We start from the raw sequence: 12396 nt of genomic DNA, 5'->3' as shown, positions 1-12396 counted from the left end.
CAACGCAAACGGAAAAACGAAAATCAGCCCCATTTCCGTTTGGGTGGTTTCCGCAGACGGAAAGGGGGCCTACGTTGCGATGGATGATTCACACTCCAATTTCGTTCGCTCCTTTTACGCGCCGTATTTTTTCAACAAGTCATTGTATTGGGCGGAAAGCTGCAAAAACAGCGGCTTGTTGCCGGCGGCGAGCGCCTCGTCGATTTGCTCCATTAATTTTTTTCGCTGAAATTGGAAAATCGCTTCGTTTAGAACCTGTTCGGCGATCGGTCCGTAACTGCTTTTTTCTTCCGGTTGGTTGAACAAGACGGCGCCTTCGTTTGGATATTGTTTTTCGTACATCGTTGATTCCCTCCTATACGGGAACGAAATGGTTCCCTTTTTTATATTATCTTCGTTTTTGAAGCTAATGTAAAGAAAATTTCGATAAATATTTTTTGTCAATTTTTTCTCTACATGATTTGAATACCCGTTTTTTCTTGGGCGATAACAGACTTTTCGGTTATGATAAAGAGAAGAAACAATGGCAGGGTGATGGAAATGATTCGCACATGTATCGTGACAAAAGAATTTGAGATTTTGGCTGGGGTAGATCTTGCGATGGTCAACAGTCCGGACGTTTCTTGGTATTGGGTCGACTTTCATGAGCCGACGGATGAGGAGTCGGAGCTGCTCGCGTCGTTTTTTCGCTTTCACCCGCTCGCGATTGAAGACTGCTTGGAATATGTGCAGCGGCCGAAGCTCGATTTTTACGACCGCTACTTGTTTGTCGTTCTCCATGCGATCGCTGGGATGACGCTCGAGGCTGAGGAGGTGGATTTGTTTGTCGGACAAAATTTCATCGTTTCGTTTCATAAGTCGGCCATCCACGCGGTCGATGAAGTGTGGGAGCGGCTCAAACATGAGGCGGATGTTCAGCAGGGACCGTTTCATGTGATGTATCGGCTCATTGACAAACTCGTTGACGATTATTTTCCGCCGTTGTACCATATTGAAGACGTGCTGAACGATTTAGAGGAGAATACGAACAACGAACCGATTCATGACATCATTGAAAAAGTGTTCGACATTCGCAGCGATTTGTCAAAACTGCGGCGGACGATTGTGCCGATGCGCGACTTATTGTACCGTATCACCCATTCCGACCGGCTGCAGCGCATGAAGGAGCGGCAGCTGTATTTCCATGATATTTACGATCATTTGCTCAAGCTGTCGGAAATGATTGAGACGAACCGGGAAATTACCGCGGACATCCGCGACAGCTATTTGTCGCTCAACTCGAATCGGATGAACAATATTATGATGACGTTTACCGCCATCACGACGATTTTCATGCCTCTTACCTTCATCGCTGGCATTTATGGGATGAACTTTGACTATATGCCGGAGCTGCGTTGGAAATACGGCTATTTCGCCGTATTAGTGATCATGGCCGTAATCGGCATGACGATGTTCGTTTGGTTTAAACGCAACGGTTGGTTTCAGCTGCTCAAGAGCGACTGGGCGGATGAAGAACGGAAGCGGCGCCCCTAGCCGTATAAGCCAAGCGGTTCCCTTCATATACATAGCTATAGCGATGCGATCGCAAAGGAGGGAAACGGGTGGCAAAGGGAATTTGGGGAGTCGACTCGGCTCAGTCTGTTACGGAGCAACTGTTGCAATGCGTCCGGACCGAGCTAGGCGCTCCGAAATTTTGGGGCCGTTATTTAGTTCGGGTTCCAAACGTATCGGAAGGGTTGACACGGGAGGAAATCACGCGCATCCGCAACGACGGCATCAAAGTGTTGCCCATTTACAATGCGTTTCGCGAGGCGGTCGGCTATGCGAGCGGACAGGTGGCGGCGCGCAATGCGGTGTTCCATGCGCGACGGCTCGGCATTCCGAAAAACAAGCTGCTGTTTGCCAACATTGAAGATTTTTTCGCCGTAGACGCTGCTTGGATCGCCGCTTGGGTGGAAACGCTCTATCCGACCGGGTACCGGCCGGGGCTGTACGCTGACCCGACGAAAGGGGACTTTGCTGCCGCTTATTGTGAGGCGGTCAGCCGGAACAACCAAGTGGCCGTGCAAGCGGTCATTTGGAGCGCCGCACCAAGGCCGGGGGCGACGAAAGAGCAAAAAGCGCCCCGATACCAGCCGGCCGCCCCGCCTTGCAGCGCCAATGTCTGGGTGTGGCAGTACGGGCGCGACGCGGAGGTGTGTCCGGTCGATACGAATTTGGCTGACCGCCGCCTGCTTGATTTTTTGTATTGAGCGAAGCCGTTGCCGACAGCAGCGGCTTTTTGTATGGCGGTGAAAAGTGGAGCGGTTTTGAGTTTATTTTCTTTCATGTTTTGCTTCAGATCGATTATATTAGTAATAGGAAAAAGGACGGATTGGCGATTGGACGCAGACATATAGTCGGAAAGGAGGGGGAGCGTGGATCGATCGACCGCGTTGTTATTGGCACGCATGAAGGAGCAGTACGAACGATGGAAGGCGGGACCGCTGACCAGCCGGGAATTCGCCCGGTTTTTGCGCGCCGTTGGCCGGGCGGCAACCGTGATCGGACGGCCTGACATCGCCGCCGAGGCCGAACGGTTGAGCCGTCAGGTGAACAGCGGCAAAGAGAAGGAATGGACGGCTGAAGAAGCGCTGGTGGAGATCGCTCCTCTTCTTCGCTGTTTCTATGAAGAGAAGGAAACGCCCTTTCCGCTCCCTCTCATCAAAAGCGAACAGGAATCGGAAGCGACGATCCTCCTGTGCGGAAATGATCCGCTGTTTTTTACGTATCTTTGCCGCGCGCTGGATGCCGCGCCATGGCGGCTGCTCACGGTGCCGTCGCTCGAGCAGGCGGCGGCTTCGATCATTTGTCTTAGTCCGGACTGCCTCGTGGTCAGTCTTAGCGAGGAAGACGGGGAACCTTCTGCGTTGGCTAGTTTGTTGGAGAACGCCGGACGGCACCCGTATCTTCCCGTTGTGGTCATCAGCGCCGATGGGCGGAAAGAGACGCAGTTGAAATGCTATGAGCTCGGCGCCGATGATGTCGTGACCCCGACGGCCGCCGATGAGCTGTTTATCCGCATCCGCCGGTTGATCGAAAAAAAGAGAAAAATTGATGAGCTTGTATTGGTAGATGAATTGACAGGCGTCTATAACCGGAAATATTTGCCGCGCGTGTATGCCCGCCTCCGCAGCGATTTGGAACGTTCCGGCACGCCGAGTTGTTTAGCGCTCCTAGACCTCGACCATTTCAAACAGATCAACGATCGCTTCGGCCATTTGGCCGGCGACGCCGTGTTAAAGAAACTGGCTGATGTGCTCCTTCAGCATACGCGCGGCTTGGATACCGTCATTCGTTTTGGCGGGGAAGAGTTCATCGTTTGGCTGGCCCAAACGTCGAAACAGGAAGCGCGGGCGGTGCTTGAGCGTCTGCGGCACCAGTTCGAAGGCGAAGAAATCGTAGCTGACGGGTTCCGGCTGTCGTGCACGTTTTCTGCCGGTTTGGTGGAATGCGATCAAGCTGATGAATCGCTCGATCATTGGCTGCGTCTCGCTGATGCCGCGTTGTACGAAGCGAAAAAGAAGGGCGGCAATCGCATCGAGGAAGCTGGCGCGCCGTCCGCCCCTCACGATGGCGGCCAAGAGCGAAGCCAGCGCCGGCGAACGAGCGGGCGGCGGTGGGCGGTGGCCATCGTCGATGATGATGAACTGGCGCGGGCGGTCATTGCTGATCTTGTTCGCAAGTTGGCGGCTGAACAACAGCGGGAAGTGGACATTGAGGAGTTTGGCGACGGGCTTTCCTTTTTGCAGTCCCCGCTGTACCGAGACGGTCGGCGGTTCATTGTGATTCTCGACCGGGTGATGCCGAAAATGGACGGTCTAGAGGTGCTTGAACGCCTCCGCCAAGAGCGGAAGCGATGCAAGGTGATGATGTTGACATCGCGCCACGATGAGCGGGAAATTGCCCATGCGTTGGAGCGCGGGGTGGATGAATATGTGACCAAGCCGTTCAAATGGCTTGAGCTGGAGGCGCGGCTGCGCCGGCTGCTGAGGGGGCTCGATTCGTAAATGGCGCTGAAGATTGCCGTTTCCCTCACCTTCTTTTTGTTTGGGACGTTGACCGCGGTGTTTGCGTATTTGATGGTGCGCAAGCGGCGGGAAAACCGGCGCCAAGCGGCGCTGCGCGCTGGCAAGGAACAGCTTCGGCTTCCGTTGCTCCGCTACTTGCTTGGCGACGAGGAACAGCCCCCTTGGCCGGCTTCTTTGCTGGAGCGAGAGGCGCTGCTTGAGCTGCTGGACGATTTTGCCGCGCTGTTGAAAGGGGAGCAAGTGCAGGCAAGGATTCGGGCGTTTGCCGAAGAATATTTTGAAGGCTGGCTGCGCCGCCGGTTGGCAAGTCGACATTGGGGAGAGAGAATGAACGCGCTGTTTTTCATTGAGGATTTGCAGATGAAGGCGCTGCTAGCCGACATCGAGCGGCTGTATCGCTCCCGGATCGCTACCAAAGGGGAAGTGGTAAAAATTTTGACGATTTTCGCCAAATTTGATTACCGCCCGGTTGTTGTGTACGTTCTTCAACCGAAACATGAGCTGACGGAATTTGCGTACCGCGTCATTTTTGGCCATATGAGCGAAAGGCTGCTCCAACAAGTAAAAAGGCGGTTTGCCGAGCTCCCGCCGGCAGGCCAATATGCATTGATCGACATCATCGGCATCCGCCGCCGTCAGGAACAGTCGTTTTTGCAAGAGCGGCTGGCATCGGAAGAGCTGGAAATCCGTGTCCGCGCGCTCAAGGCCATGGCGGAAATCGGCGCGCCGCTTCATGCGCGTCAGCTCGCGCACCATCTAAGTTCCCCGCACTGGCAGGAACGGTTGATGGCCGCCCGCCTTGCCGGTCGATGCCGCGAAGAACGGCTGCTTCCGCTTTTGTATGAACGGCTGTCTGACCGCTCCTTTGCGGTTCGTGCGGAGGCCGCTGCCGCTCTCGCGCGCCTCCCTAGTGGCCGCATCGCGTTGAACCGGGCGGCTCAGCAAGCCGATGACCGTTATGCTCGCGATATGGCCCGACAATGGTTGGAAGGCGGGGAAGGATGATGGCGTTCTGGCAGTCGGTTGTATCGTTCGTTGGGAACGCGGTGCTTGTTTATATGATCGGGGTAGTCGCTTTTTATACGTTTTTGCTTGTCGTGTCGTTTTGGCATTTGCGCCGCCTCCATCGGCTTGACGACTGGGAGCCGTATGAAGAGCTGCTTGAAGCCAGCTACGCCAAGCCGGTGTCCATTCTTGTGCCTGCCTATAATGAAGAAGCCGGCATCGTCGGTTCGGTTCGCTCCTTGCTCGCCATTGAATATCCGCAATACGAGGTGATCGTCATTAACGACGGTTCCACAGACCGGACGCTCGAGCGGCTGATCGAACATTTTGAACTTCGCCCGGTCTATCGCGTCATTCGCCGCCAACTGGCGACAAAAGAAGTCAAAGCGATTTATCAATCGCCGGCTTATCCGCATTTGTTTGTTCTTGACAAGGAAAACGGGGGGAAGGCTGACGCGCTGAATGCCGGCATCAACGCTGCCCGCTATCCGTATATTTGTTCCATTGACGGCGATTCGGTTTTGGAACGGCACGCGTTTTTGAAAGTGATGAAGCCAATGCTCGAATCCGATGGCGAGGTCATCGCCTCCGGAGGGACGATTCGGGTCGCCAACGGCTGTCAGATTGAACGCGGTGAGATTGTCAAGGTTGGGTTGTCGCGGCAGCCGCTCGTAGTGATGCAGACGATTGAATATTTGCGGGCGTTTTTGCTCGGCCGCCTTGGTTTAAGTCGTCATAACTTGCTGCTGATCGTCTCCGGGGCGTTTGGCGTCTTTTCCAAGCCGTGGGTGATTGAGGCTGGAGGGTATGCCGACACAGCCGGTGAAGATATGGAGCTGGTCGTCCGTCTGCATCGGCTGGCCCGGGAAAAAAACGAGCCGAAAAAAATCATCTACATCCCAGATCCCGTTTGCTGGACAGAGGCGCCGGAAACGTACCGCGATTTGCGGAAGCAGCGGCGGCGTTGGCATCGTGGGCTGCTTGAGAGTCTGTGGCGGCATCGCGCCTTGTTGTTCAATCCGAAATACGGCTCGATCGGCCTTTTGTCGCTCCCGTATTTTTGGGTTATTGAGCTTCTTGGCCCGGTCGTTGAACTGGTGGGGTATATAGTGATCATCCTTTCATTGTGTTTCGGCACCATCTACATCGAGTTTGCTCTTCTTTTGTTGACTGTTTCTGTTTTGTATGGCTCGCTTTTGTCAGCGGCCGCAGTGCTGCTTGAGGAATGGACGGAGCGGAAGTTTCCGAACGTCTCGGATTTGGTTCGGCTGTTTTTCTTTTCATTGACGGAGACGTTTTGGTACCGTCCGTTGACCGCATGGTGGCGGTGCGAAGGGATCATCGATGCGTTTCGCTGGCAAAAGCAATGGGGAAGCATGAAACGAAAAGGGGTGTCCGCTTAATCGGACTTGAGGTGTTGCCGCTGGCATGGTTCACGGTTCGGTTCGTGAATTCCCCGCCATGAAGAAAAGGGTGTCCCAAGCAGCGGGACCCCCTTTTTCATCGGAAATCAAGGACATGAACGGAGGGGAGTCTGAGCAAAGCGGTCTGTCATCGCGATGGGCATTGAGAGCGTTCTTTGGTCAATAGCGGTCGCCGAGCCGCCTAAACACGGGTTTGGTCGCCCGTTTTGGGGCCCGCTCCAACGGCTCGTTCAATCCGGTGTAGGCGATGAGAATGGCCTTGGCTTCCGACAAAGGCATGCGAGCCGGAGGATTGCGGTACGAATCATTGAGTGCGCCAAGATGCGGGAGGACGGCGAAATCTTGTTTTGTCGGAGGGATGTGGAAATAGTAATCGCCGACGGCAACGAGCACATCCGACTGCTGTTGGCTGTATTTTGGGTTGCGGGAAAAATGGAGGCCGACCTTTTTTGCCTTGCCTTCTGCGAGCAGTTTTTCGATGGCTTTTTTCTTGAGCAGATAAAGAAACGAAGGGTTTAATGCCGTTTTGGCGTGGCGGTTGACCGTAAAAATGGCTTTGGCGATATTGTCGACCGACAATTGCAATGGTTTCATCGGCATATCTCCTTTTTTTCTTTCTATTATAGCATACGGACGCCCGGCTTGGCTTCTTTTTCGAAAGGGACGGGCAACGACGGCGTTTGTTCGTTTGCAACCCAAAAAGCCGCTATGTCCCCTCTTTCTTTGAGCGGCTTTCGATCACTGACTCGCCAACGCTCACCGGCAGGCGAGCGAAAAACGGTCAGTTCCGGCGGGGCGAGAAACGGAGCGGCACTCCAGCGCGCGTCACCAAAGGAGGAAGACGCCGTCAATGCGGCCGTGGGGCCAGTGCGCGCCCCATTTTTGAAAAACGCGCGTCGGTTCATATAGGTTGGTTCCATGTGAGGCATAATGTCGCCGTCCTTTCATAAGCAGTTTTATTATAACGAAAAAGGAAAGAGAAGGACAACCAGAGAAAAATATCGAATATTCAATGATTATGTAGTATGATGAAAATATGAATGAATCATCACTCACAGGAGGGGAAAAACGATGAATGGAAAGGTCGTCATTGTGACCGGCGGGTCGAGCGGAATGGGCAAGTATATGGCGAAGCGGTTTGTCGCTGAAGGGGCGGACGTCGTCATTACGGGAAGGCGGGCGGAAGCGCTGGAAGAGGCGAAGCGGGAAATGGAAACGCCCGGCGGTGGGCGCGTGCTTGCCGTCCCGATGGATGTGCGCAACCCGGAGCAAGTCGCCGACATGGTCGCGCGGGCTGACGCCGAGTTTGGCCGCATTGATGCCCTCGTCAACAACGCGGCCGGCAACTTTATTTGTCCGGCGGAAAAGTTGTCGATCAACGGCTGGAACAGCGTCATCAACATCGTGTTAAACGGCACGTTTTACTGCAGTCGGGAAGTGGGAAACTACTGGATTCAGCGCGGTTTGAAAGGGAACATCATCAACATCATCGCGACGTACGCGTGGCATGCCGGCGCCGGAGTCATTCATTCCGCCTGCGCCAAAGCCGGGGTGTTGGCGATGACGCGCACGCTTGCGGTCGAATGGGGGAAAAAATACGGGTTTCGCGTCAACGCCATCGCTCCGGGGCCGATTGAGCGCACCGGAGGAGCGGAGCGGCTTTGGGAGTCGGAAGAAGCGGAGCGGATGACGTTGGAAAGCGTGCCGCTCGGGCGGCTCGGAACGCCGGAAGAAATCGCGGCGGTCGCTTCGTTTCTGCTTTCCGATGAAGCCGCTTACATCAACGGTGCTTGCATCACCGTCGACGGCGGCCAATGGCTCAATCGACGGCCGTTTTAACGTCATTTCCGACCGAAGCCTCCCACCTCAAGGAATGGACGGGACAACGCCCAATGAGGAGGTGGGGGGATACATGTCGGTTGACGATTGCCGACCGATGTGGTTATTGTTCGAACGGACGCTTCCGAGCGAAGGAAAGCGTAAAGGGTTCTTGTGTGCGGCTTGCCGTTCGGCCAACACGCACAAGCCGCTTGAAGCTTCCGCCTCCAAGCGAAGCGCAGGTGGCGGGTGAGCGCTAAGCGAAAGCGACGGCGCGCTGACAGCGCGCGGATCCGCGTCCAAACCGTGCCTCTCATCCTTTTTGTCGCAACGGATGGGAGGCTTTTTGTTTCGAGTTTGGTGGGGAGGAGGACAGTCTGTTCAGGTCGCTGTTTTTCCGTCAGGAACGACGAAGCCGTTGTGCTATAATAAAAGCAGAGATGGTCGACGAGAATGAGGTGAGCGCAAATGGATGCATTAGACGTGATGGCCAACTTGTCGCAAGTCGTTCCGCACTACCAGCCGATTTTCAGCGCCGATGAGCATGGAGTCATCGGATATGAAGTGCTCGGGCGTTTTCAAACCGAGGAAGGGCCGGTCAGCCTCGGTCCGTTTTTCCACGATGAGACGATTCCGGAAGAGTTTCGCATGGAAGTCGATGATGTGATTACTAAAAAGGCGCTTGATTATTTTTTGTCGCTCGATGACGAAGCCCTGCTCATCTTTTTCAACCGTGACGCCAATTTGTTGATGCTTGACCGCGGCGAATCGTTTTTGCAGCTGCTTTTTGCTTATCAAGCCAAAGGGCTGGCGCTTGACCGCATCGTGTTGGAAATCAACGAGCAGCATTTTAAAGGCGATTTGGATCAACTCAGCCACCTGTTGACGTACATTCGCACCTATGGCATTCGCGTGGCGGTTGACAATATCGCCGAACATAGCATTCATCTCGAGCGAATCGGCGTGTTGTCGCCTGACATTTTAAAAATCGATTTGCACGAATTGCGGAAAACATCGGTCCACCAAGCTTACCAAGAAATCGTTCACTCCATTTCGTTGCTAGCGCGCAAAATCGGAGCGACGCTGTTGTATGAGGATATCGAAACTTCCTTTCAGCTCCAATACGCTTGGCGGCATGGCGGCCGCTATTATCAAGGATATTATTTGGCAAAACCGGGGCCTGAAGTCGTGCCGCGCGATTTGCTGAAAGACTTGCTGCGAAAAGAGTGCCATCGCTTCATTCAGCAGGAAAAGAAAAAGCTTGAGACGCTGTATCACATTTCCGAACAGTTTCAGCAACGAATTGCTGCGCTGCTTGGCAAATACAAAAAAGCGGGCGGCTTCAACGAACTCATTTCACTGTTGGCCGATGAGCTGGATGACGTTTGCTTCCGCATTTACGTTTGTGATGAAGACGGCTTTCAGCAGTCGGGCAATATGTTCAAGCGCGATGGGCGCTGGACATTGGAGCCGCAGTACTATATGAAAAATTGGAGCTGGCGCCCGTATTTTTTGGAAAACATTATTCGGATGCGCTCGCGCCGAAGAGGCATTTTGTCCGATTTGTATACGGACATCGAAACGGGCGAAACGATTCGGACGTATTCGTACCCGATCGATGAGCGCCATTATTTGTTCATCGACTTGTCGTACAGCTATTTGTTTGAGCACGATGCTCATTATTAAACCGTATAAAATCTCCTCGGTGCGGCAAAGTATAGATGAGGTGAACGAAGATGGCACAGCTTGCCTTTATCTTATCGATTTTGTCCGTCTTGATTGCAGTGATCGGATTCGTTTATACAGTTCGCCTTGGCCGCCAGCAGCGCTGGCAAGGGGAGCTTGACGGGCCGATTCCGAAACCGGTGGAGGAACATGCTTATTTGCGCAATCCGATGCTTCTCGCCTACGTGCTCGCTGCTTTGCTCGCCGCGTTTGCCATCGGGTATTTGGCGCTCCGATCTTATTGAACAAAGAGGCTGGCCCAAAAGGTTGACGTCTTCAAGATGAATTCCTTGACGAAACAATTTCGTCATCATCAGAAGGATAAAAATCCCTTTGCCCATTTTCGAACGGCAGGTATTTTCACGATCGGCACAACCGATCGTGCGGCAGAGGCAGCCAGCACGTATATAGTGCAACGAAAGAGGGATCCCGATCCTTGGGACACCCTCTTTCTGTTTGCCTCTACATGACGCTTTTTTCCATGACTTTTTTTCGTGGCCGGCGAATATATATGGAAGCGGAAGAGGCAAAGGGGGAATGGAGATGGCCAAGCGGCTGCCGCCGGAGCTGTCGGGCGAAGAAGCGATGCTGTTGCTTGACGTGTTGTTCAGTCAGCAATATGCGCTAGAGCTCGTCCGTTCCGAGCTGGCGGATATCGAAAACGGTGATAAAAAAGCCGATGAACAACGATACCGGCAGCTGTTGCGCTTATATGACCGTCTGTTTACTGAAGAAGCGTAAAAGATTGTCTCGCGCTATCGCTTGGCAAGAAGCGATAGTCTTTTTTATGATATGATGATGAGGGAGAGGAGAAGACAAACAGAGAAAGGCGGAACAACGGTATGACATGGTTGAAAGACAAAGAGGCAATTCCTATGACAGTCAAACCATTTCTTATTTCTGCGGATAAAGTGGCGCATGTCCAGCCGGAAAACTATTTGGATCACGCGCTGCTCGTTCTCACTAAAACCGGTTATTCAGCGATTCCGGTGTTGGATACATCCTACAAGCTGCAAGGGCTGATCAGCATAACGATGATCATGGATGCGATTTTAGGATTGGAGCGCATCGAATTCGAACGGCTCGAAACGATGAAAGTGGAAGACGTGATGAACCGAAACATTCCGCGTCTGCGGCTTACCGACAGCCTGACGAAAGCCATCGGGCTCATTGTCAACCATCCGTTCGTCTGCGTCGAAAATGACGATGGCTACTTTGCAGGCATTTTCACTCGCCGGGAGATATTGAAACAACTGAATAAACAGCTGCATAAATCTAACGGCGGCCGGAAGACAGACCGAAAAGAAGCTGAACAATGAGCAAGAAAGTCGCCATCTGCAACATGGTCATCGTTTGTTCCGACCATCGCCTCGGCGATCGTCCCCCGCCGAGGCGGAAAGGAAAAGGAGGATCGTTTTGAACAGTTCAGAGTATGAAATCCTCGCCGTTTTGGCGGAAGAATTGAATATGAGAAAAGCGGCCGCCCGGCTGTATGTGACGCAGTCGGCGTTGTCTCAACGGCTGCAGGCGATCGAAGCGGGCTGGAATGTGAAAATATTTATCCGGTCCCAGCGAGGGTTGCTGTTAACGCCAGAGGGGGAAAAAATCGTCCAACTGGCGAAAGAAACCGTGCAGAAAACGAAGCGAGTCAAAGAGGAGATCCAACGACGGGTCGGACAAATCAGCGGGACGTTAACGATAGCGGTCACGTCCATTGTTGCCCAGCATTGGCTGCCCCCCGTTTTAAAAACATTCATCAAATTATATCCGGATGTCAACGTTTCGTTGACGACGGGATGGACAAGCGAAGTGCTGAGCCATATGTACGAAAATCGGTTTCAGCTTGGGATTGTTCGCGGAGAGCCGAACTGGAGCGGGATCGCGACGCGGCTATTTACCGATCAGCTCTATTTGGTCGACCAAGAAATTCACGATTTGGAGCAACTGCGCCACACCGAGCGCCCGTTCATTCAATTTAAAAGTGATTCGACTTATTCGCTGCATATTCAACAATGGTGGCATGAGCAATTTCAAGCTTTGCCGGCGCGCACGGTGATGGTCGATCAAATTGAAACGTGCAAACAGCTCGCTTATCATGGCGTTGGTTATGCGATTTTACCGGAAATCGCTTTAGATGACCGCGAACAATATGTTGTTCATATGATCCCGTTAAAAAATAAGCGCGGTGAGCCGATGACGAGAGATACGTGGCTGATCAGCTCGGAAGCGGCGTGGCAGCTTCCGCAAGTACAAGCCTTCGAAAAGGTGCTGCGCCGTTTTGTCCCGTGAATTTATGCTTGTCACGATGAACTCTCGTTTGCTAAAGTAAAAAAGAATACAGCTGCAAAGGAGGA

Annotated in this window: 13 protein-coding genes; 11 read left to right on the top strand and 2 right to left on the bottom strand. The window is 53.2% G+C overall.

All coding sequences use genetic code 11. The features are described from left to right. Window positions 1-114: 114 nt before the first annotated feature. Entirely contained in the window at window positions 115-342 is a 228-nt protein-coding gene (locus NST29_RS12725) for an IDEAL domain-containing protein (protein ID WP_033022062.1), read from the bottom strand. Window positions 343-540: 198 nt separating this feature from the next. Here NST29_RS12725 and corA point away from each other — a divergent pair, with 198 nt between their 5' ends. The 5 genes from corA (at window position 541) to NST29_RS12700 (ending at window position 6478) form a co-directional block, all read left to right on the top strand. After that, window positions 541-1533 (top strand): magnesium/cobalt transporter CorA, encoded by a 993-nt coding sequence (corA, locus tag NST29_RS12720; RefSeq protein WP_200878289.1) that lies wholly within the window; start codon window positions 541-543, stop codon window positions 1531-1533. A gap of 68 nt (window positions 1534-1601) precedes the next feature. Beyond that, entirely contained in the window at window positions 1602-2252 is a 651-nt protein-coding gene (locus tag NST29_RS12715) for a glycoside hydrolase domain-containing protein (protein WP_033022067.1), read from the top strand. Window positions 2253-2417: 165 nt separating this feature from the next. Next, window positions 2418-4049 carry a diguanylate cyclase gene (locus NST29_RS12710; protein WP_033022068.1) on the top strand — a complete coding sequence of 544 codons (1632 nt, stop codon included), beginning with the start codon at window positions 2418-2420 and terminating at the stop codon, window positions 4047-4049. Continuing rightward, window positions 4050-5075 (top strand): HEAT repeat domain-containing protein, encoded by a 1026-nt coding sequence (locus NST29_RS12705; RefSeq protein WP_033022069.1) that lies wholly within the window; start codon window positions 4050-4052, stop codon window positions 5073-5075. Next, window positions 5075-6478 (top strand): glycosyltransferase, encoded by a 1404-nt coding sequence (locus NST29_RS12700; protein WP_033022308.1) that lies wholly within the window; start codon window positions 5075-5077, stop codon window positions 6476-6478. The genes NST29_RS12705 and NST29_RS12700 overlap by 1 nt, the downstream gene beginning before the upstream one ends. A 180-nt stretch (window positions 6479-6658) precedes the next feature. Here the strand turns inward: NST29_RS12700 and NST29_RS12695 are convergent, their stop codons facing one another. Then, on the bottom strand, window positions 6659-7093 hold the full coding sequence (locus NST29_RS12695; RefSeq protein WP_033022070.1) for a YkyB family protein: 435 nt from the start codon (window positions 7091-7093) through the stop codon (window positions 6659-6661). Between the two features lie 477 nt (window positions 7094-7570). Here NST29_RS12695 and fadH point away from each other — a divergent pair, with 477 nt between their 5' ends. The 6 genes from fadH (at window position 7571) to NST29_RS12665 (ending at window position 12331) form a co-directional block, all read left to right on the top strand. Next, window positions 7571-8338 carry a 2,4-dienoyl-CoA reductase gene (gene fadH / locus NST29_RS12690; protein ID WP_033022072.1) on the top strand — a complete coding sequence of 256 codons (768 nt, stop codon included), beginning with the start codon at window positions 7571-7573 and terminating at the stop codon, window positions 8336-8338. Between the two features lie 447 nt (window positions 8339-8785). Next, on the top strand, window positions 8786-10003 hold the full coding sequence (locus tag NST29_RS12685) for an EAL-associated domain-containing protein (RefSeq protein ID WP_033022074.1): 1218 nt from the start codon (window positions 8786-8788) through the stop codon (window positions 10001-10003). A 50-nt stretch (window positions 10004-10053) separates the two neighbouring features. After that, window positions 10054-10287: a hypothetical protein gene (locus tag NST29_RS12680; RefSeq protein ID WP_033022077.1), complete on the top strand. Its 234-nt coding sequence runs from the start codon at window positions 10054-10056 to the stop codon at window positions 10285-10287. A gap of 298 nt (window positions 10288-10585) precedes the next feature. After that, the gene (gene abbA / locus NST29_RS12675) at window positions 10586-10783 is read left to right on the top strand and encodes an antirepressor AbbA (RefSeq protein ID WP_033022080.1); all 198 of its coding nucleotides are present in this window, start codon (window positions 10586-10588) and stop codon (window positions 10781-10783) included. A 101-nt stretch (window positions 10784-10884) separates the two neighbouring features. Further along, a complete protein-coding gene (gene cbpB / locus NST29_RS12670; RefSeq protein ID WP_033022081.1) occupies window positions 10885-11361 on the top strand; it encodes a cyclic-di-AMP-binding protein CbpB in 477 nt (158 codons plus the stop codon). 97 nt (window positions 11362-11458) lie between these two features. Then, window positions 11459-12331, top strand: coding sequence for a LysR family transcriptional regulator (locus tag NST29_RS12665; RefSeq protein ID WP_033022083.1), 873 nt, complete (start codon window positions 11459-11461; stop codon window positions 12329-12331). The last annotated feature ends 65 nt before the right edge of the window (window positions 12332-12396 follow it).

This window comes from Geobacillus sp. FSL W8-0026, assembly GCF_037966255.1.
In the GTDB taxonomy this organism is placed as follows: domain Bacteria; phylum Bacillota; class Bacilli; order Bacillales; family Anoxybacillaceae; genus Geobacillus; species Geobacillus icigianus.
Note: the sequence above shows the minus strand (reverse complement) of the source record. Positions and strands in the feature narration are given on the sequence as shown.